This window comes from Acidovorax sp. BLS4 (assembly GCF_032929295.1).
Taxonomy (GTDB): Bacteria; Pseudomonadota; Gammaproteobacteria; order Burkholderiales; family Burkholderiaceae_C; genus Paracidovorax.
The window spans coordinates 3,031,340-3,051,414 of the sequence record NZ_CP136797.1 but is presented as its reverse complement, the minus strand read 5'-3'; the positions used below and the strand labels follow the sequence as shown (position 1 = coordinate 3,051,414).

General features: G+C 68.4%; 17 protein-coding genes. 7 read left to right on the top strand and 10 right to left on the bottom strand.

The window, feature by feature from the left end; genetic code table 11:
* Window positions 1–147 precede the first annotated feature (147 nt).
* The 4 genes from R1Z03_RS14150 to xseB all read right to left on the bottom strand — a co-directional run bounded on the left by R1Z03_RS14150 (window position 148) and on the right by xseB (window position 4,737).
* Window positions 148–1,227: a TRAP transporter substrate-binding protein gene (locus tag R1Z03_RS14150; protein WP_272548513.1), complete on the bottom strand. Its 1,080-nt coding sequence runs from the start codon at window positions 1,225–1,227 to the stop codon at window positions 148–150.
* Between the two features lie 293 nt (window positions 1,228–1,520).
* Window positions 1,521–3,410, bottom strand: coding sequence for a 1-deoxy-D-xylulose-5-phosphate synthase (gene dxs, locus R1Z03_RS14145; protein ID WP_317351934.1), 1,890 nt, complete (start codon window positions 3,408–3,410; stop codon window positions 1,521–1,523).
* A gap of 134 nt (window positions 3,411–3,544) precedes the next feature.
* On the bottom strand, window positions 3,545–4,486 hold the full coding sequence (locus R1Z03_RS14140) for a farnesyl diphosphate synthase (protein WP_317360373.1): 942 nt from the start codon (window positions 4,484–4,486) through the stop codon (window positions 3,545–3,547).
* A gap of 8 nt (window positions 4,487–4,494) precedes the next feature.
* The gene (xseB, locus tag R1Z03_RS14135) at window positions 4,495–4,737 is read right to left on the bottom strand and encodes an exodeoxyribonuclease VII small subunit (RefSeq protein ID WP_284428961.1); all 243 of its coding nucleotides are present in this window, start codon (window positions 4,735–4,737) and stop codon (window positions 4,495–4,497) included.
* A 298-nt stretch (window positions 4,738–5,035) separates the two neighbouring features.
* Between xseB and R1Z03_RS14130 the strand changes: the two genes are divergently transcribed.
* From R1Z03_RS14130 to flhC, 5 genes are all read left to right on the top strand, one after another.
* Window positions 5,036–6,175 carry an aromatic ring-hydroxylating dioxygenase subunit alpha gene (locus R1Z03_RS14130; RefSeq protein ID WP_284428962.1) on the top strand — a complete coding sequence of 380 codons (1,140 nt, stop codon included), beginning with the start codon at window positions 5,036–5,038 and terminating at the stop codon, window positions 6,173–6,175.
* 89 nt (window positions 6,176–6,264) lie between these two features.
* On the top strand, window positions 6,265–7,176 hold the full coding sequence (locus R1Z03_RS14125; RefSeq protein ID WP_284428963.1) for a DMT family transporter: 912 nt from the start codon (window positions 6,265–6,267) through the stop codon (window positions 7,174–7,176).
* A 131-nt stretch (window positions 7,177–7,307) separates the two neighbouring features.
* Window positions 7,308–8,207, top strand: coding sequence for a sulfurtransferase (locus tag R1Z03_RS14120; RefSeq protein ID WP_284428964.1), 900 nt, complete (start codon window positions 7,308–7,310; stop codon window positions 8,205–8,207).
* Window positions 8,208–8,440: 233 nt separating this feature from the next.
* Window positions 8,441–8,770 (top strand): flagellar transcriptional regulator FlhD, encoded by a 330-nt coding sequence (gene flhD, locus R1Z03_RS14115; protein WP_092740590.1) that lies wholly within the window; start codon window positions 8,441–8,443, stop codon window positions 8,768–8,770.
* Window positions 8,771–8,837: 67 nt separating this feature from the next.
* Window positions 8,838–9,380 carry a flagellar transcriptional regulator FlhC gene (flhC, locus tag R1Z03_RS14110; protein WP_272564393.1) on the top strand — a complete coding sequence of 181 codons (543 nt, stop codon included), beginning with the start codon at window positions 8,838–8,840 and terminating at the stop codon, window positions 9,378–9,380.
* Window positions 9,381–9,564: 184 nt separating this feature from the next.
* Here flhC and R1Z03_RS14105 read toward each other — a convergent pair whose 3' ends face one another.
* Window positions 9,565–10,110 carry a FlgO family outer membrane protein gene (locus R1Z03_RS14105; RefSeq protein WP_284405918.1) on the bottom strand — a complete coding sequence of 182 codons (546 nt, stop codon included), beginning with the start codon at window positions 10,108–10,110 and terminating at the stop codon, window positions 9,565–9,567.
* Complete coding sequence (locus R1Z03_RS14100; protein WP_317351922.1) at window positions 10,107–10,823, bottom strand: hypothetical protein; 717 nt, start codon at window positions 10,821–10,823, stop codon at window positions 10,107–10,109. Before R1Z03_RS14100 ends, R1Z03_RS14105 begins: the two co-directional genes overlap by 4 nt.
* 173 nt (window positions 10,824–10,996) lie before the next feature.
* On the opposite strand from R1Z03_RS14100, the gene R1Z03_RS14095 reads away from it, so the two are divergent.
* Window positions 10,997–12,460: an AI-2E family transporter gene (locus R1Z03_RS14095; protein WP_317351919.1), complete on the top strand. Its 1,464-nt coding sequence runs from the start codon at window positions 10,997–10,999 to the stop codon at window positions 12,458–12,460.
* A gap of 233 nt (window positions 12,461–12,693) precedes the next feature.
* Complete coding sequence (locus tag R1Z03_RS14090) at window positions 12,694–13,320, top strand: LysE family translocator (protein WP_317351916.1); 627 nt, start codon at window positions 12,694–12,696, stop codon at window positions 13,318–13,320.
* A gap of 37 nt (window positions 13,321–13,357) precedes the next feature.
* Here R1Z03_RS14090 and R1Z03_RS14085 read toward each other — a convergent pair whose 3' ends face one another.
* From R1Z03_RS14085 to ppc, 4 genes are all read right to left on the bottom strand, one after another.
* Window positions 13,358–13,756, bottom strand: coding sequence for a hypothetical protein (locus R1Z03_RS14085; RefSeq protein WP_284425082.1), 399 nt, complete (start codon window positions 13,754–13,756; stop codon window positions 13,358–13,360).
* Entirely contained in the window at window positions 13,753–14,640 is an 888-nt protein-coding gene (locus tag R1Z03_RS14080) for a DUF6402 family protein (RefSeq protein ID WP_317351912.1), read from the bottom strand. Before R1Z03_RS14080 ends, R1Z03_RS14085 begins: the two co-directional genes overlap by 4 nt.
* 195 nt (window positions 14,641–14,835) lie before the next feature.
* Entirely contained in the window at window positions 14,836–17,031 is a 2,196-nt protein-coding gene (yccS, locus tag R1Z03_RS14075; protein WP_317351909.1) for a YccS family putative transporter, read from the bottom strand.
* A 137-nt stretch (window positions 17,032–17,168) separates the two neighbouring features.
* On the bottom strand, window positions 17,169–20,036 hold the full coding sequence (gene ppc / locus R1Z03_RS14070) for a phosphoenolpyruvate carboxylase (protein WP_317351906.1): 2,868 nt from the start codon (window positions 20,034–20,036) through the stop codon (window positions 17,169–17,171).
* Between the last annotated feature and the right edge of the window lie 39 nt (window positions 20,037–20,075).

The window sequence follows — 20,075 nt, the reverse complement described above, 5'->3', positions numbered from 1 at the left end:
CAGGATTCGAACCTTGGAGCCCCTGCTCCCGTTTCAACCCACACATCCCGCGAGGGACGCGACAGACACTCTGCGTTGGTGCTTGCGCACCAGCCAGGCACCCAAAAAAAAGCCGCCGTTCACACGGCGGCTCGGAGGATTGCGCAGTTACAGCTTCTGCTGCTGCATGAAGCGGTCGAACGTGCCTTCGGTGAAGCGGAACCAGGCGTTCTGGTCGGCCAGGAACTTGGAGTAGTCGGGGTAGATTTTCTTCCACTCGGGGTTGCTGTTGTTCAGGTCCGAGTAGATCTGCTGGGCCGACTTGAAGGCCGCGTTCATCACGTCCTGCGTGAAGGGACGCAGCTTGGTGCCGGAGCCCACCAGTTGCTTGATGGCCACGGGGTTGCGGGCATCGTACTTGGCGAGCATGGTCACGTGGGCGTGCGAGGCGGCAGCTTCCACCACGGCCTTGTACTCGGCCGGCAGGCCTTCCCAGGCCTTGGTGTTGATGTAGAAGTCCAGCTGCGGGCCGCCTTCCCACCAGCCGGGGTAGTAGTAGAACGGCGCGACCTTGTTGAAGCCCAGCTTCTGGTCGTCATACGGTCCCACCCACTCCAGCGCGTCAATCGTGCCCTTTTCCAGCGCGGGGTACAGGTCGGCACCGGGGATGGACTGGGGGATCACGCCGAACGGCTCCAGCACCTTGCCCGCGAACGGGTTGGTGCGGAACTTCAGGCCCTTCAGGTCGGCGACGGACTTGATTTCCTTGCGGAACCAGCCGCCCATCTGCGCGCCCGTGTTGCCGCCCGGCAGGTTGATGATGTTGTACTTGGCGTAGAACTCGCGCATGAGCTTCAGGCCGTTGCCCTCGTACATCCATGCGTTCATCTGGCGTGCGTTCAGGCCGAACGGCACGGCGCAGCCCAGGCAGAACGTCGGGTCCTTGCCGTAGAAATAGTAGGGGGCCGTGTGGGCCATTTCGACGGAGGCGCTCTGCACGCCGTCCACCACGCCGAAGGCGGGCATCAGTTCGCCGCCGGCATGCACCGAGATCTGGAACTTGCCGCCCGTGGCTTCGCTGACCTTCTTGGAGAACACCTCCGCCGTTCCGTAGATGGTGTCGAGCGACTTGGGGAAGCTCGAAGCGAGGCGCCAGCGGATGTTGGCCTGCGCATGCACTGCAGGGGCCGCGCCCGCGGCCAGCACGCCGACGATGCCGGCGTGCTTGATGATTGAACGACGATCCATGAGGATTGATCTCCGAGATATTGTTGGCAGAACCCGGCGCTGGTGGGCACCGTGCGCCCAGGGCAAGAAACTGTGTGGGCCGAGGACGATTGTAGGAACATGCCCCCAGCGGGTTTTGCGGGTTTTCCCGTGAAAGAACCTACCCGTTTCGCCCATTCAGGGTTCTGCAAGCATCGGGCGCGCGCCCCTCTCGGAGATCGACAGCGGGCGCCTCGGGGCCAGGGCATCAGTGCCCGTGCCGCGTTTGCGAAGGCCCACCCACCTCGGGCCGTCTCGGAACGGGTCCGGCGGTCTCAGGCGGCAGCGGACGGTGCCAGGAACCGCGCGCGCACGGCCTGCTCGATGCCCGCCGCATCCAGCCCCTGCAGCGCCAGCAGCCTGGCGGGGTCGCCATGTTCGATGAACGCATCGGGCAAGCCCAGTTGCAGCACCGGCCGCACCACGCCCGCGGCGTTGAGGGCCTCGCACACGGCGCTGCCGGCGCCGCCCAGCGTGGTGCCCTCCTCCAGCGTCACCAGGGCCTCGTGGTTCGCGGCCACTTCCAGCAGCAGGGCCGTGTCGATGGGCTTGGCCCAGCGCATGTTGACCACCGTGGCATCCAGCGCCTCGCCCGCCTGCAGCGCGGGGTACAGCAGCGTGCCGAAGGCCAGGATGGCGATGCGTTGGCCCTGCGGCGTCGCGCCCGTGCGGCGCACCTCGCCCTTGCCGAACGGCAGCCCTTCCAGGCTGGCCAGGGGCACCACGCCCGCGCCGCTGCCGCGCGGGTAGCGTACGGCCACGGGATGGTCCTGCTCGAAGGCGGTGGTCAGCAACTGGCGGCACTCGCGCTCGTCGGCGGGGCAGGCCATGCTCATGTTGGGAATGCAGCGCACGAACGGAATGTCGTAGGCGCCGGCATGCGTGGCGCCATCGGCGCCGACCAGGCCCGCGCGGTCGAGCGCGAACACCACGGGCAGGTTCTGCAGGGCCACGTCGTGGATCAACTGGTCGTAGGCGCGCTGCAGGAAGGTCGAGTAGATCGCCACCACCGGCTTGACACCTTCGCAGGCCATGCCGGCGGCAAACGTCACCGCGTGCTGCTCGGCAATGCCCACGTCGTAGTAGCGGCCGGGGAAGCGCTTTTCGAACTCCACCAGCCCCGAGCCCTCCCGCATGGCAGGCGTGATGCCCACCAGCCGATCGTCCTTGGCCGCCATGTCGCACAGCCATTGGCCGAAGACTTGGGTGAAGGTCTGCTTCGGGGGCGTGGCGGGCTGCGTCAGGCCCACGCGGGGGTCGAACTTGCCGGGGCCGTGGTAGGCCACCGGATCGGCCTCGGCCAGCTTGTAGCCCTGGCCCTTCTTGGTAACGACGTGCAGGAACTGCGGGCCCTTCAGGCCCTTGATGTTTTCCAGCGTGGGAATGAGTGAGTCGAGGTCGTGCCCGTCGATGGGGCCGATGTAGTTGAAGCCGAACTTCTCGAACAGCGTGGCCGGCACCACCATGCCCTTGGCCTGCTGCTCCAGCCGCTTGGCGAACTCCAGCAGCGGCGGCACGGGCTTGAGCACGGTCTTGCCCACGTTCTTGGCGGCGGCGTAGAAATGGCCGCTCATGAGCTGCGCCAGGTAGCGGTTCAGCGCACCCACGGGCGGGCTGATGCTCATGTCGTTGTCGTTGAGGATGACCAGCAGGTTGGCATCGGCCACGCCGGCGTTGTTCAGCGCCTCGAAGGCCATGCCCGCCGTCATGGCGCCGTCGCCGATGATGGCCACGGCGTGGCGGTTCTCTCCCCGCTGCTTGGCGGCCAGCGCCATGCCGAGCGCGGCCGAGATGCTGGTGCTGGAGTGCGCCGTGCCGAAGGTGTCGTACTCGCTCTCGGCCCGCTGCGGAAAGCCCGACAACCCGCCGAACTGGCGCAGCGTGCCCATGCGGTCGCGCCGGCCGGTCAGGATCTTGTGGGGGTAGGTCTGGTGGCCCACGTCCCACACGAGGCGGTCGCGCGGGGTGTCGAACACGGTGTGCAGCGCCACGGTCAACTCCACCGTGCCCAGGTTGGAACTCAGGTGCCCGCCGGTCTTGGAGACGCTGTCGAGCACGAAGGCGCGCAGTTCGGTGGCCAGGTCCTTCAACTCGGCGCGCGACAGGCGGCGCAGGTCGGCCGGGTCGTTGATGGTCTGCAGCAGGGGAAAGGAATTCGTGGACATAGGCTATTGTTTGAGGAGCTGCTTGCGCCATGCAGGCAAGCGCTGCAGACCGTTCATTGTGCGGGCCGGTGCGCCGGGGCCACCGGGGAGGTCTGCGGGGATGGCGGCACAGGGCACGCAGCGCGCCGCCATCATCAGTGCGAGCGGTTCACCACCATGTCGGCCAGCGCCGCCAGCGCGCGCGTGTCGGGCAGGCCGCTCGCGGCCAGCGCGGCGTGCGCCTCGACCCGCAGTTCGCCAGCGTGCGCCTGGGCGCGTTCGAGCCCGAGCAGCGACACGTAGGTGGGCTTGTCGCTCGCGGCGTCCTTGCCGGCGGTCTTGCCCAGCGTGGCCGAATCGGCCGTCACGTCGAGGATGTCGTCCACCACCTGGAAGGCCAGCCCCAGCGCGGCGCCGTACTGCGACAGCGCGGCCAGGGCGGCCGGCGCGGCCTGTCCGCAGGCCGCACCCATCACCACGCTGCCCTGCAGCAGCGCGCCGGTCTTGAGCCGGTGCATCTGGCGCAGTTCGGCCTCGCTCAAAGCGCGGCCTACGCTGGCCAGGTCGATGGCCTGGCCGCCGGCCATGCCGTCGGCGCCGGCGGCCTGGGCCAGCATGCGGCACAGCGTGGCCTGCATCGCGGGCGGCACCTGCGGCCCCTCCGGCGTGAGCAGGCCGAAGGCCAGCGCCTGCAGCGCATCGCCCGCCAGCAGCGCGCGCGCCTCGCCGAAGCGCACGTGCACCGTGGGCTTGCCGCGGCGCAGCACGTCGTTGTCCATGCACGGCATGTCGTCGTGCACCAGGGAATAGGCGTGGATCAGCTCCACCGAGCAGGCCGCGCGCAGGGCCGCTTCGTCCAGGCCGCCGACGGCCTCCGAGGCGGCCAGCACCAGCAGGGGCCGCAGGCGCTTGCCGCCGTCCAGCACCGCGTAGCGCATGGCCTCGCCCAGGCCCGCGGGCGCATCGCTGCACACCCAGCGCGACAGGGCGTCCTCCACGCGCGCCAGTTGCGCATGGCTCCAGCCGCCGAGGTCGAACGGGGCATGAAGCGCAGTGGGCACGGTGGATGGGCCCAGAGAGGTCGGTACTGCCGCCATGGTGGGGGTCACTCCTGCGTCCATGGTTGCAGCGCTCCTTCGTCCAATACCTTGATCTGGTCCTGCACCGCTTCCAGCCGGCCGCGGCAAAAGGCCAGCAACTGCGCGCCGCGCTGGTAGCCCGCGAGCATCTGTTCCAGGGGCAACTGGCCCGACTCGATGCGTCCCACGAGTTGCTCCAGCTCTTCCAGCGCGGCTTCGTAGCTGGCGGGTTCGGGGAGTTTCGGGGGAACGGCGGAGGCCTTGGGCATGGAACGGGGGGCGGCGAACGCGCAGGTAAAACGGGTGATTTTAGGCGCACCCTCCTTCGGGCGGGCGGAGGCGGGTGGGGGGCACGTGGAAAATGGCTGGCACCTTGGCGACACCATCGGCGCGCAAGCCTTGCCCGGCGCGCTCAAGCATGCCCGGCCAATACACATACGGGGGGAGCGGAAATAACCCCACCGGCTACAATCCCATTCCCTTCGGGCCGGCTTGCATGCCGGTTTCTTTTTTTCCGTGTGCACTTCACGCACCCTCCCTGTGGGGAGTCTTTAGGTCAGGTCACCCATGTCTGATTTAAGTCTTCAACTGCAGCAGGCCGCAAGCCAACTACCAGTTTCAAGCTACTTTGACGAAGCGCTGTTCCAGCGCGAGCTGGAGACCATCTTCCAGCGCGGGCCCCGCTATGTGGGGCACCAGCTTTCCGTGCCCGATGCGGGCGACTACTACGCCCTGCCGCAGGAAGGCGAAGGCCGTGCGCTCGTGCGCAACGCGCAGGGCGGCGTCGAGCTGATCTCCAACGTGTGCCGCCACCGCCAGGCCGTGATGCTCAAGGGCCGCGGCACCCTGCAGGGCCACGGCAAGGGCCATGCGGGCGGCAACATCGTGTGCCCGCTGCACCGCTGGACGTATTCGCCCGGCGGCCAGCTGCTCGGCGCCCCGCACTTCGCGCAGGACCCCTGCCTGAACCTCAACAACTACGGACTGCGCGAGTGGAACGGCCTCTTGTTCGAGGACAACGGCCGCGACATCGGCGCCGACCTGGCCGGCATGGGGCCGCGCGCCGAACTGAGCTTCGACGGCTTTTCGCTCGACCGCGTGGAAATGCACGAGTGCAACTACAACTGGAAGACCTTCATCGAGGTCTACCTCGAGGACTACCACGTGGGCCCGTTCCACCCGGGCCTGGGCAACTTCGTCACCTGCGAGGACCTGAGCTGGGAGTTCCAGAAGCACTACTCGGTGCAGACGGTCGGCGTGGCCTCCACCTTCGGCAAGCCCGGCTCCGACATCTACCGCAAATGGCACGACGTGCTGCTGCAGTACCGCGAAGGCAAGCTGCCCGAACGCGGCGCGATCTGGCTCACCTACTACCCGCACATCATGGTGGAGTGGTATCCGCATGTGCTCACCGTCTCCACGCTGCACCCCGTCAGCCCGACGAAGACGATGAACATGGTGGAGTTCTACTACCCCGAGGAGATCACCGCCTTCGAGCGCGAGTTCGTCGAGGCCCAGCAGGCCGCCTACATGGAAACCTGCATCGAGGACGACGAGATCGGCGAACGCATGGACGCCGGCCGCCGCGCCCTCTACGAGCGCGGCGACAACGAGGTCGGCCCCTACCAGAGCCCGATGGAAGACGGCATGCAGCACTTCCACGAGTGGTATCGCGCCGCCATGGGCGATGCGGTACCCCGGCGCTGACGCCGATCCGATTGCTATAAAAACAATAGCTACCACCGCATGATCCACTAGGGCATGCGGCCTCTTTTACTCCAAACCCCCTCATTCCCATGCAAGCGCTCTGGATGGTGTTGGCCGCGTTCCTCTTCGCCAGCATGGGCGTGTGCGTCAAGGTGGCGTCGGCCTATTTCAACTCGGCCGAACTGGTGTGCTACCGCGGCATCATCGGCATGGCGATCCTGTGGGCGCTGGCGCGCTCGCAGCGGGTCAAGCTGGGCACGCACTACCCGGGCATGCATGCCTGGCGCAGCCTGATCGGCGTGGTCTCGCTGGGCTCGTGGTTCTATTCCATCGCCCACCTGCCGCTGGCCACGTCGATGACGCTCAACTACATGAGCAGCGTGTGGATCGCGGCGTTCCTCGTCGGCGGCGCGCTGCTGGCCTGGCGGCCGTCGAGCAGCAGTTCGCGTCCGCCGCTGCAGGGCACGCTGGTGTTCACCGTGATGGTGGGCTTTGCCGGCGTGGTGATGATGCTGCGCCCCAGCCTCGACCAGCACCAGATGTTCGCCGGCCTGATCGGGTTGCTGTCGGGCCTCACCGCCGCGTTCGCCTACATGCAGGTGATGGCGCTGTCGCGCCTGGGCGAGCCCGAGACGCGCACGGTGTTCTATTTCGCTGTGGGTTCGGCGGTGGCCGGTGGCGCGGGCCTGCTGCTCACGGGCACTTCGGAATGGCCGGGCTGGCCCAGCCTGTGGCTTCTGCCCATCGGCGTGCTGGCGGCGGCCGGCCAGCTGTGCCTGACGCGGGCCTATGCCACCGCGCGCACCTCCCGCGGCACGCTGGTGGTGGCCAACCTGCAGTATTCGGGCATCGTGTTCGCGGCGCTGTACAGCGTGCTGCTGTTTGGCGACGACATCCCCGCCATCGGCTGGGCCGGCATGGCGCTCATCGTGGTGAGCGGCATCGTGGCCACCGTGCTGCGGGCGCGCGCGGCACCCGGTGCGCCGGCCGAAGAGCACTGAGGCCGCTGATCCGGCGCTGCCGCAGTCAGGTGCCTTTCCCCGGCGCGACCGCCCGTCAGGCCTGTCCGACGCACGCCCCCGCCGCGCCGGACCACAATAAGGGCCTGTCCGCCACCGATTGACTCAGTCCCATGCCGTACACCACCCTCATCTCCGCCGCCGAACTGCAATCCCTCATCGCCAGCGGCGCGCCGCGGATGGTCTTCGACTGCACGTTCGACCTGACGCAGCCCTCGCTGGGCGAGCAGCAATACCGCCAATCGCACATTCCCGGCGCGCTCTACGCGCACCTGGACCGCGACCTGAGCGCCAAGCATGGCGCGCCCGGCGCGGGCGGCACCATCGTCGCCACCGAGGCGGACCAGCCCGCATCGGGCGGGCGCCACCCCTTGCCCAACCGCGACCGGCTCGAAGCCTGGCTCTCGCGCATCGGCTTCACCAACGGCATGCAGGCCGTGGTGTACGACCGCAACGGCGCCAACTACTGCGGCCGCCTGTGGTGGATGCTCAAGTGGGCCGGCCACGATGCGGTGGCGGTGCTGGACGGCGGCCTGCAGGCCTGGACCGCGGCGGGCGGGGACCTCGCCAGCGGCGACGAGCCGGCGCACTTCCAGTCCAACTTCAAGCTGGGCGAGCCCCTGCGCCAGTTGGCCACCGCGGCGGACGTGCAGGCCGCCCTGGGGCAGGACCGCCAGACGGTGATCGACGCCCGCGCCCCCGCCCGCTACCGCGGCGAGGTCGAGCCGCTGGACCCCGTGGCCGGGCACATTCCCGGCGCGCTGAACCGCCCCTTCAGCGAAAACCTCGGGCCGGATGGCCGCTTCAAGCCCGCCGCGCAACTGCGCGCCGAGTTCGAGGCCCTGCTCGGCGCCCGCGCGCCCGGCACGGTGGTGCACCAGTGCGGCAGCGGGGTGAGCGCCATCCCGAATGTCCTGGCCATGGAACTGGCCGGTTTCGGAAAAACCACGCTGTTTGCCGGCAGCTGGAGCGAATGGTGCAGTGTTCCTGACCGCCCCGTGGAGCGCGGCTGACCCCTGCGGGAGGGCCGGCCGTGCAGCAGGCGGCCCCCTCTCCAGGGTGGGACAGCCGCTGCGGATTTTGTAAGGCAACTTCCTACACGGGCGGTGCGCCGACCAGACACGCTGCACATCCAAACCCCGACTTAATTTTTGATTGGGCTGAATTCACAATCCATTTCAACGGATCGCGAAACCATGCAAACCGCATGAACCCCGCCAGATCGGTTAAAGGAAAAGGATTCACCATGACCTCCGAACAACTTCTCGCTGAAATCCGCGAAGCCAACCTCACCTACCTGATGTTGGCACAGACCCTGATCCGCCAGGACAAGGCGGAAGCTGTTTTCCGTCTGGGCCTGAACGAAGACGCCGCCGACATCCTCGCATCGCTGTCGGCCGCGCAGGTGCTCAAGCTGGCCTCCCGCAACACGCTGCTGTGCAGCTTCCGGGTGGACGACAACCTGGTGTGGAGCCTGCTCACCAACCACAACACCCCGAAGAAGGTCGGCAACGAAGCGACCAACACGCTGCACGCCAACATCCTGATGGCCAGCCGCGTGTCCGAAGTGCTCTGAGCGCAGCGCCCGCCGCCCTCACCGCCTCGCCCGCCTGCCGCCGCCCACCCTTCTTCGAAAGCCAGCCATGTCCGCACCCGTCAAGAGCGTCCTCAACGAATCCAAGCAGATCGAACGCGCCGCCATGCTGATCCAGATGGGTGCCCGCATGCAGGTGCTGGAGTCGGAAACCACGCTGTCCTACGAGCGCCTGATCCGGCTGTACAAGGAGATCGCCGGCAAGTCGCCGTCCAAGGGCCAGCTGCCCTTCTCGACCGACTGGTTCCTGACCTGGCAGGAGAACATCCACAGCTCGCTGTTCCTGAACATCTACGAATACCTGTCCAAGGGCGTGGACCTGGATTCGGTGGAGCTGCTCACCAAGGCCTACCGCCTGTACAACGAGCAGGTCACCACCGCCGAGATCGAACCCCTGCTGTCCTTCACCCGCGCCTGGCGCCTGGTGAAGTTCGTGGACGCCGGCATGCTGACCCGCACCGCCTGCTCGCAGTGCAGCGGCCAGTTCGTCACCGAGCTGTACGAAAACGCCCGCAACTACACCTGCGGCCTGTGCAATCCGCCCGCCCGTGCCGGCAAGAGCAAGTCGGCCGGCGCGCTGATGCTGCACTGAGCCCCTGCACCACCAGGCTTTGAGCCAAAAAGCCTTCCAGCGCATATTCCACTAGGGCATATCGCTACAAAATCAATAGCAAATCAAACCATTCGAAAACCCGGCCCTGGCCGGGTTTTTTCGTGGGCGCGGCGGGACGGTCGGCACGCCAAAGCTCCCCAGCCCCCATCCGCCCACCGGCCCGTCAGCGCATCGCCAGCAGGATGCGGATGTCCGAGTCCACCGGCAGCGCATAGTCGTAGGCCGCCATGACCGCGTTGCCCTCGGGGCTCACCAGCTTGAGGCTCACGTACACCGTCTGCGGGGTGGCCGCGTACGTGCCCACCACCACCGCCTGCGCCGCCTGGGCGCGGCTCACCTCGCGCACTTCGCGCGAGAGCAGCAGTTCGCCCTCGCCGGGCCGCATGACCAGGTTCTCGCGCAGCTTCAGCTCGGTCACCCGCACGCCGCGCTGCACCAGCCGCCCGGCGATCTGTTCGGAGCACAGGCGGCCCAGCCGGGACGACTCGTTCAGCCGGTCCAGGTGCACCAGCGTGGAGACCAGCACCGGCTGGCGCGGATCGAGCGGCGCGCCCTGCAAAAGCATGTCCGCGGCCTTCTGGTTGAATTCGAGCAGGTCGGTCTGCACGCCGCCCGCGGCCGCGCTGCCGTAATAGAACCGCGCGCAGCCCGGGAGGGCCACCGCCGCGGCGCCCGCCAGCGCGCCGGCCAGCACGGTGCGGCGCCTCATGGCACCACCCGCCACGTCTTGACCGGCGTGGCCGCCACCGCCGGCACGCGCGGCAGGTACAGCGCCACGTCGCCCTGGTCGATGGAATAGACGTCGCTGGTGCGCGCCAGCACGCGCTCGTCCGATTCGATGGACGTGGTCACCAAAATTTCGGTGCGCGCCGTGCCGCTGGCCAGCAGAACGTCCGGCGCCGGCACGTAGGCGCCCGACGCATCGCGCACCACCGCCACGCCCTCGGACAGCCGCACCCGCGGCGGCGCGTACACACCGCCGCCCTGGTGCTGCACCACCTGCGTGGACACCGCCATGCGCACGCCGGTCGGCTGGGTCGAGACGGTGATGCCGCGGTCCACCAGGCGCGTCACCAGCAGCGAGCGAAAGCCCGCGTCGAAGCCATCGCCCTGCCCGGGCAGCAGATAGATCGGGTACTCCCCCGGCGGCCAGTCGCGCAGCCGCACCGCCGTGCGCTCCGCCACGTCGCGGGCCAGCACGTCCCAGTGCTGCACGGCGCGCGCGGTTTTCTGCGTGGAAGGCGCGTGCAGTTCGTCGCGCGGCAGATCGGGCGCCGCGCAGCCGGCCAGCAGCGCGGCAGCGGACAGCAGGCACCCGCCCGCCAGCCGGCGTGCAGGTGCCAGACGCCCCACGCCAGCGGATTCGCGGCCCTGCGCCGGGGCCCGGGCGGCCGGGCGTGCACGTTTTTCAAGAGATTCCATAACCGCAAATGCTAGCGGCCGCCCGCGCAAGGCATCGGCCGAACAGCGCGGCTTTTCCCCCGCTGCCAGGGGGCTTGGGGGCTTCTTCACCCGGGGTTTCCCGCACGCGCCGGCCCCGCTGCTGCGGTGCTCGCCTACGCGGCGTTCGAGCGGCGTTGCGACAAAATCCGCGCATGTCCCGCCCCGCCGCCCCCCTGCCCCCCACGCCGCCCCTGGCGCGCCAACTTCCACCCACCTCCGCGACGACAGGGCAGCTTCCGGCCGGCGACCCGCCCGACCACTCCGACATCTCCCCCTCCAACCCCGCATCCGCACCCACCGCCGCGCCCGAGCCCGGCGACGATGTGCCGCCCGAACCCCTGGCCGACGGGACCCTGGAGGGGGGATCGGCCACGCCGCCCGCCTCCACGGCCCCTTCCGCACCCGCCGCGCTGCCGGCCTCGCCCGCATCACCGCGCCCCGAACCATCCCCTTCCCCGTCGCCCACCGGCCCCTCGGCGGCCGCGGCCGCTGCCGCCGCAGCCCTGCCTGGAGCGCCGGGCTTCATGCTGAACATGCCGATCGACGTGCGCAACATGTCGCTCGCGCTGCTGGCCCTGTTCGCCACCGTCGCGCTGCTGCACTGGGCCAGCGCCGTGTTCATTCCCCTCATGCTGAGCGTGCTGCTCACCACCGCGCTGCACCCGGCGGTCACCGCCCTGCACCGCTGGCACATCCCGCGCTGGCTCGGGGCAGGGGTGCTGCTGATGGGCATCGTCGGCAGCCTGGGCGGCGCGGCCTGGTCGCTCAGCGACGGCGCGGCCGAGCTGGTGGATTCGGTGCCCGTGGCCGCGCGCAAGGTGCGCGATGCCATGCGCCAGCGCGTGGGCGGGCCCAGCCCGCTGGACACCATGCAGAAGGCCGCCACGCAGATCGAGCAGGCCGCCACCGAAAGCATTCCGCCGCAGACGCGCCGCGGCGTGCAGCGCGTGGTGATCGAGCGCGCGCCCTTCAACATCCGCGACTACGTGTGGAGCGGCACCATGGGCCTGGCGTCTGCCGCCGGCCAGCTCACCGTGGTGATCTTCCTGACCTTCTTCGCGCTCGCATCGGGCAACCTGTTCCGCCGCAAGCTCATGCGCATCGCCGGCCACAGCCTGGAGCGGCGCAAGGTGACCATGGCGGTGCTGGACGACATCACCGGCCAGATCCAGCGCTACCTGCTGGTGCAGCTGCTCACCAGCGTGCTGGTGGGCGTGGCCACCGGCGCGGTGTACGCCCTGCTCGGGCTGGAAAACCCCGCCGTGTGGGGCGTGGTGGCCGGGGTGCTCAACCTCGCGCCCTACATCGGCTCGGTGGTGGTGACGGGCGCCTCGGCGCTGGTCGCCTTCCTGCAGTTCGGCACCGTGGACATGGCGCTGGCCATCGGCGGCGCATCGCTGGTCATCCACACCCTGGTGGGCAATCTGCTCACCCCCTGGCTCACCAGCAAGACCAGCCGCATGAGCCCGGTGGCCGTGTTCGTCAGCGTGCTGGTGTGGGGCTGGCTGTGGGGGCTGTGGGGCCTGCTGCTGGGCATTCCGGTGATGATGGCCGTGAAGGCGATCTGCGACCGGGTGGAGGATCTGCGAGCGGTGGGGGAACTGCTGGGGGATTGAAGGGAAGGAAGGTCTGACGCACCCGGCCAAGGCCCAAGCACCGCAGCCGGGCCGGGCCCGTTTTCGATCAGGCCATTCGCCTGTCGCCGGGGTTGCGTCCGCCCGCCTGAATCTCCATGATGGGGGCGCCGGTGTGCATGGCGCCATCGGCACATCCACGCATCGCTCGGACCCATCGATCGATGCCTTCCCCCGCAGGCGTGTCGCACGCCAGCCCACAGGAGCAAAAAACCATGCCCATCGAACTCTGGCTCGCCTTCGTCGCGGCCTCGGCCGTGATGCTGGTCATCCCCGGCCCGACCATCCTCACCGTGATCAGCTACTCGATGTCGCACGGCCGCCGCGCGAACGTGCCGCTGGTGCTGGCCGTGGCGCTGGGCGATTCGACCGCGCTGGTGGTGTCGCTGCTGGGCCTGGGCGCGCTGCTGGAGACCTCCGCCTTCTGGTTCACCGCGGTGAAGTGGGTCGGCGGGCTGTACCTGCTGTATCTGGGCATCCGCCTGCTGCGTGCCGGAATCTCCGCCACCGAAATCGCTGCACCCGCCGCTCCGGCATCCCGCTGGCGCCTGTTCCTGAACACCTACCTGGTGACCGCGTTGAACCCGAAGGGCATCGTTTTCTTCGTGGCCTTCCTGCCCCAGTTCCTCAGCCCCGCCGCCAGCGCGACGCAGCAAATGGGAATACTGGGCGTCACCTTCGTGGTGCTGGCCGCCACCAATGCGACGCTGTATGCCGTGTTCGCTGGCAGCGCACGCAAGCTGCTCGCATCGCCACGGGCACAGCGGCGCTTCCATGTCGCGGGCGGCTCGCTGCTGGCGGCAGCGGGGGTCTGGGCGTTGACGGCGCGGCGGCCTGGGTGAGGTAAGGGGCCATCCATCAGGGCGGGCAGAGCATCCGTCAACGTTTTGCGTCGCAGGCCGGAGGGGGCGATGGATCGGCGCATTCTGGAGGAATGTTCTCGAAAGCCACATCATTGCCGACCTGTACCGCATTGTTGGGCGGACTCAACCACCAATGGATTTCTCCATTCATCCAAAGATCGACGACCTGACTTTCACCCAGGAGTGTTTTGGAATTCACGCGGTACAAACGCACCACGTAGGGCATCTTGTAGTCGTGATGAATGATGCGCTGAACGAGAGACGCTTTGTGAAACTCAAGGCGATAGACGCGCTGAGGGCTGTTTTCACTGTCAAAAAAAGTGGGCGTCGCAGCGTACCAAGCCAGAAAAACAAGTGCATTCAATGCCAAGCACCAGACGATGCATGGGATTTTCCTGAAATCATTCAGCTTCATTGCCAATCCAATTTGATGGGAAACGGAAGGCGAACACGGTGCACGTCTGAGAGCACAACGAAGTCTGCACCTCGGCCATGTTGAATGCGCCACCGGCGGAAATCTTCGTTCTGCACAAAGTAAACATCTCCATGGATCTTGGACGCCTCTTGATTCACCCATTGATCAGAGATGGGGATGCCTCGGCCTACGTTCACACGACTCACTCCTTGAAATCCCCAAAAGCCGAGAGGCTGTGAAAGAAAAGGGGTTTCACCATCGTTGAAGTCATAGCTGTCGCGAAGGTAGAAACCCAATTCATCGATAACGAAAGTGGTTTTTCCGAAGCTATTCTTTGCGACAAGTCCTGACACCGCGATCTTGAGCGTGGCTTCTCCCATGGCTCCATAGAAATCATCCAGCGGATCACTGAGTTGGCCACAGTGCACATAGTTGGTTTGGCACGTGCCATCAATGACTTTGGCAGGCTGCGCCAGGTTGCCAAACCTCGATGGCTGAGAGGCCCCTGCCGTTTGGTCATTGATGCGCTTTTTCAGCAAGAGCAATGCCGACGGCGTTGCCCATTCTTTCTGAAGCTTCACCATCGCAGCGCGAACCCGTGCAAAGCCGAGAGCCCAATTCATGGTGACGTTACTCTCATCCAGGCGCAAGGAGCCCAACTGGGACAGCTCAAAGGGGTCGCGTCCACGCTTCATCAGTTCTGGCATCTCAAAAGCCGCCCCGCGAAACCACCGCTCCATCAAGGCCGCCGCCACCGGCCACCCCATGCGCGAGCGCATCACGCCAGGAATATCGTTGAGCTGAAACAGCCGCACCTTCGGCGGCAGCTTTTTCTCCAGCTGCGCACGCAGCCGCCCCTGGTCTATCTTGACCATGTCCTTCATGCAACCTCCCTCGTCCGTGATCGCCTGTTTTTTGGAACTGCGGATTCTCGGAGCAAAGAAGGCGCGCGGCGCGGTGCCAACCGGTTTTCCGGTTATGCAACGTAACCCAAAAGCAAATCACTTTCACCAGGGCTTTCGGTGACCGGTTTAGAACCCCATGGGGCACGGTTTTGCCAGGCGGGGCGTGCCGTGCCTCTATGCCGGCGCCACCGGAGCGCGCGCCGCCAGCTGCGTGGCCAGGGCCTGCAGCAGGGCCAATTGCCGGCACACCAGGGCCAGTTGCGTCTGCACCAGCCGCAGGGTGTCCGGTGCGGCATCGGCGGCCTGTTCCAGCGCGGTGGCCAGCGTTTCGCCGTGGGCTGCGTCACCCTCCAGCGCCTCGCGGGTGCGCAGGGCGCGGGCGACGGCTTCGAGGCGCTCGACGGCGTAGCGGGCGCCCTCCTGTACCAGTGGGTCGTCCACGCCTTCGGCGAGTTGGCCGCGGTGCGCGCCCAGCGCCGAGAGGTAGTTGAGCAGGGTGTGCGACAGCACCAGCATGCGCATGCCGGCCTGCGAATGCGAGCGCACGTGGCGGGGCTCGCGCAGCATGTGCGACAGGGCGGTGGAGAAGGCGGCGTCGGCGTTGTGGGCGGTGCGGCGAGCCAGTCGGTAATCGAGGTCGTCGTCCTTGCCGGTGGCGTACTGCGACATGATCTCGCGCAGGTACTGCCCGTTGGCCTGCAGGGCCTGCGCGGCCACGGCGGCCAGGCGCCGGCCCTGCCAGTCGGGCAACACGACCATCATGGCGGCGGTGGCGATGGCGCTGCCGATCAGGGTGTCGAGCAGGCGCGGCAGGATCAGCGCGTGGGCCTCGCCGGTGGCCTGGTTGAAGCACATGAGCACCAGCAGCGTGATGGCGGCGGTGGCCGTGAGGTAGCGCGTGGTGCGGGTGACGAAGAACAGCACGCCCGCCGCCACGGCGAAGAGCGCCTGCAGCGGCGGGCTGGGAAAGAGCTTGAGCAGCGCCCAGCCGACCACCAGGCCGATGGCGGTGCCGGCAACGCGCTGCGACACGCGCGTGACGGTGGCGCCGTAGGTGGGTTGGCACACGAACAGCGTGGCCAGCGGAATCCAGTAGCCGTGCACGGGGTCGAGGAGCTGCATGGCGATGCAGCCGGCCGCGAGCGCCAGCGACAGGCGCGTGGCATGGCGAAACAGCGGCGTGCCCGGGTGCAGCTGCGCGCGCACGCGGCCCCAGGCATCGGCCAGCGACCGGGGCGATCGGTCCAGCAAACTGCTGTCGCCCAGGCGCTCGCCGCCATCGGGGTGGGTGGCGGCGTCGAGCTGGCCGGAGAGCGTGGCGAGGTTGCGGGCCAGCGCGCGCAGGCTGCGCAGGGGCCGCTGCCAGGCGCTCTGGCGCTGGCTTTCGAGGTGGGCGATGGAGTCGTGCAGGTCGGCCATGGCGCGCTCGCCGGCGGGGTCGCGCACGAAGGGCTCGTGCGTCTGCAGGGCCTCGGCCAGGCGGGTGCAGTCCACGCCCTGCAGTTGCAGCACGCGCTGGCAGCGGTAGAGCACGTCGCTGTGGAACAGCACGTCGGCCCAGTCGTTGTAGTGGTGGTGCGACGAGCTGGCGCGCTCGTGGATGTCCTGCGCGATGAAGTACAGGTTCAGGTGGCGCAGCAGCCGGCCGGTGGGGGGCGGCGCCTCGCGGCGCGCGCCCAGGCGGCTGAAGATGCTTTCCTTGGTGGTGTTGAGGGCGGACACCACGCGGCCGTTGGTCTGGGCGAGCGCCAGGCGCCGGCGCTCCACGTCCACGCCGCGCACGGGCTCGAACAGGCTGGCCTTGAGCCGCAGATAGGCGCCGAGCACGCCGTAGAGCTTGGCGAGGTTCTGGCGCACGGGCTGGTGCGGGAACAGCGCGCACCACAGCAGCGACAGCAGGCCGTACCAGGTGGCGCCGGCCAGCAGCCAGGTGGGCACGCTGAAGCCCAAGGCCGGGCCGCCCCCGCGCTGGGAGCCGGGCGCCACGCTGATGGCGGTGTAGAGCGCCAGGATGACGGTGGCCAGCGCGATGGCGCGGTAGCGCTCGCCCACGGCGCCGAGCATGGTGAAGCCGAAGGTGGACACGGCCATGCCCGCCACGAACCACAGGGGCCACGGCATCAGGGCCTCGACCGAGAACGCGGCGGTGGCGAAGCAGGCCAGCGTGACGAGCAGCGCCCGCAGCCGGCCGCGCCAGTTGTCGTCGGTCTCGGCGATGGCGCTGGCGATGATGCCCAGGAAGATCGGCGTGACCAGCGGCACGCGGTCCAGCCACCAGCACACGGCCATGGCACCGCTCAGCGCGATGAACACGCGCACGCCGTACACCAGCGCATCCTGCGCCCACAGGCGCCTTGCCCACCCTGCCATTGCCGTTTTCAAGATCGCATCAACCCCGGAGAGAGAAAGAAAAAACCATGGCGCAGGCCCGCGCCGGATGGCCGGAACCCAAGCAGATTCCATACCACGGCACGCAGCCCCTCCCGTGCCGCGCCCAATCCCCGCCGTCAGCCGGTGTTGCGCAGCCCGGCCGCGATGCCGTTGATCGAGATGTGGATGCCGGTCTGCACGCGCTCGTCGCCCTGCCCGCCGCGCCAGCGGCGCACCAGTTCGACCTGCAGGTGGTGCAGCGGGTCGATGTACGGAAAGCGGTGGCGGATCGACCGGGCCAGGGCGGTGTTGTGCGTCAGGCGGTGCTTGTCGCCGGTGATGCGGGTGAGCGCATCGGCCGTGCGCTGCCACTCGGCCTCGATGGCGCCGAAGACCTTCTTGCGCAGGCGCGTGTCGGCCACCAGTTCGCTGTAGCGCGAGGCCAGGGCCAGGTCGCTCTTGGCCAGCACCATGTCCATGTTGGACAGCAGCGTGCCGAAGAACGGCCACTGGCGGTACATCTTCTGCAGCAGGGCCATCTGCGCCTTGGGGTCCTGGCCGGGCTGCCTGACAAAGGCTTCCACCGCGGCGCCGAAGCCGTACCAGCCCGGCAGCGTGAGCCGGCACTGGCCCCAGCTGAAGCCCCAAGGAATGGCGCGCAGGTCTTCGATGCGCTGGCTGGGCTTGCGCGAGGCCGGGCGCGAGCCGATGTTCAGCTCGGCGATCTCGCGGATGGGCGTGGAGTTAAAGAAGTAATCGGTGAAGCCCGGGGTGTCGTACACCAGCGCGCGGTAGGCGCCCATGCTGGCCACCGACAGCTGCGCCGCCGCCTCCAGGAAGTCCTTGGTGGCGGGCTTGGTGGGCTGCAGCAGCGTGGCCTCCAGCGTGGCGGCGACCAGGGTTTCCAGGTTGCGCCGGCCGATCTCGGGGTTGGCGTATTTGGAGGCGATGACCTCGCCCTGCTCGGTCAGGCGGATCTGCCCGCGCACGGTGCCGGGCGGCTGCGCCAGGATGGCCTGGTAGCTCGGGCCGCCCCCGCGGCCCACGGTGCCGCCGCGGCCATGGAACATGCGCAGCTGGATGCGGTGGCTGGCCGCCAGTTCGTCGAACAGCTCCACCAGCGCGATCTCGGCGCGGTACAGCTCCCAGCTGCTGGTGAAGATGCCGCCGTCCTTGTTGCTGTCGCTGTAGCCCAGCATGATGTCCTGCTCGGCGCCGCTGGCCTGCACCATCGCGGCGAAGCCGGGCACGGCGTACAGCTCGCGCATGATGGGCGCGGCGTTGCGCAGGTCTTCGATGGTCTCGAACAGCGGCACCACGATGAGGTCGGTGGTGGCGGCGCGGGCGCCGCTGCCCGGCACGGGCGGCACGGCATCGAGCGTGCCGTGCATCAGCCCCACTTCCTTTTGCAGCAGCAGCACTTCGAGCAGGTCGCTCACGGTTTCGGTGTGGCTGATGATGTAGTGGCGGATGGCCTGCGGGCCGAAGCGCTCGCGCATCTGCCGCGCCGTCTCGAAGATGGCGATCTCGCCCGTGGTGTGCTCGGAATACGTGGCGCCCACCACGCGCAGCGGCCGGGCATCGGCCAGCAGGCGCAGCAGCAGCGCGCGGCGGTCGGCCTCGGGCAGGGCCGCGTAATCGGGCTCCACGCGCGCCGTGGCCAGCAGCTCGGCGATCACCTTCTCGTGCTGGTCGGAGCTTTGGCGCAGGTCCACGGTGGCCAGGTGAAAGCCGAACACCTCCACCGCGCGCACCAGCGGGTGCAGGCGCTCGGCGGCCAGCGCCGCGCCGCGGTGCGAGCGCAGCGAGGCCTCGATCACGCGCAGGTCGGCCAGGAAGGCCTCGGCATCGGGATAGGGGTTCTGCGGCGCGACGGCATGGCGCGCGGCCTCGCCGCCGGTCAGGTTGCGCAGCGTGGCGGCCAGCCGGGCGTAGATGCCGGTGAGCGCGCGGCGGTACGGCTCGTCCTGGCGGTGCTCGCTGTGGTCGGGCGAGCGCTCGGCCAGGGCCTGCATGTCGGGCGAGACCTGCACCAGCCGGGCCGACAGCGACAGCTCGCCGCCCAGGAAGTGCACCTCGGTCAGGTAGTGGCGCAGCGCCACCTCGGCCTGCCGGCCCAGCGCCAGCGAGAGCGTGGCCGCGCTGACGTTGGGGTTGCCGTCGCGGTCGCCGCCGATCCACTGGCCCATGCGCAGGAAGCTCGCCACGGGCTGGTTGCCCAGTTCGCGCTCCAGATCGGCATAGATCTTGGGGATCTCGCGCAGGAAGGTCGATTCGTAGTACGACAGCGCGTTCTCGATCTCGTCGGCCACGGTGAGCTTGGTGTAGCGCAGCAGGCGCGTCTGCCACAGCTGGGCCACGCGGGCGCGCAGCCGCGCCTCGTTGGCCGCCAGCTCGCGCGGGGTGAGCGCGTCCTTGGCGCTGTTGTACAGCTGGGCGCGCACCTGGATGTCGCCGCGCTCGGCCAGCAATTGGGCGATGTCGCGCTCGGCATCCAGGATGCTCTTGCGCTGCACCTCGGTCGGGTGGGCGGTGAGCACCGGCGCCACGTAGCTCCTGGCCAGCGTCTGCGAGATGGTGCGCGGCGCGATGCCCGCCCAGCGCATGCGCGCCAGCGCCACCTCGATGCTGCCCTCCTGGGCGCTGCCCGCGCGCTCGTGCACGGTGCGGCGGCGGATGTGGTGGCGGTCCTCGGCCAGGTTGGCCAGGTGGCTGAAATAGGTGAAGGCGCGGATCACGCTGACCGTCTGGTCGCCCGACAGGCCCTTGAGCAGCTTCTTGAGCGCCTTGTCGGCCTCCTGGTCGGCATCGCGGCGAAAGGCCACCGACAGCTTGCGTACCTGCTCCACGAGGTCGTAGGCGGCGACCCCTTCCTGCTCGCGGATCACGTCGCCCAGGATGCGGCCCAGCAGCCGGATGTCCTGGATCAGCGGCAGGTCCTTGTCGGTCCTGCGGGGGGCGGCCGGTGCGGGCGCGGCGTCGGTCTTGCGGGGGGTCGCGTTCATGCGGAAAAGGTCTCCTGCGCGCTCGGGCGCATCATGGAC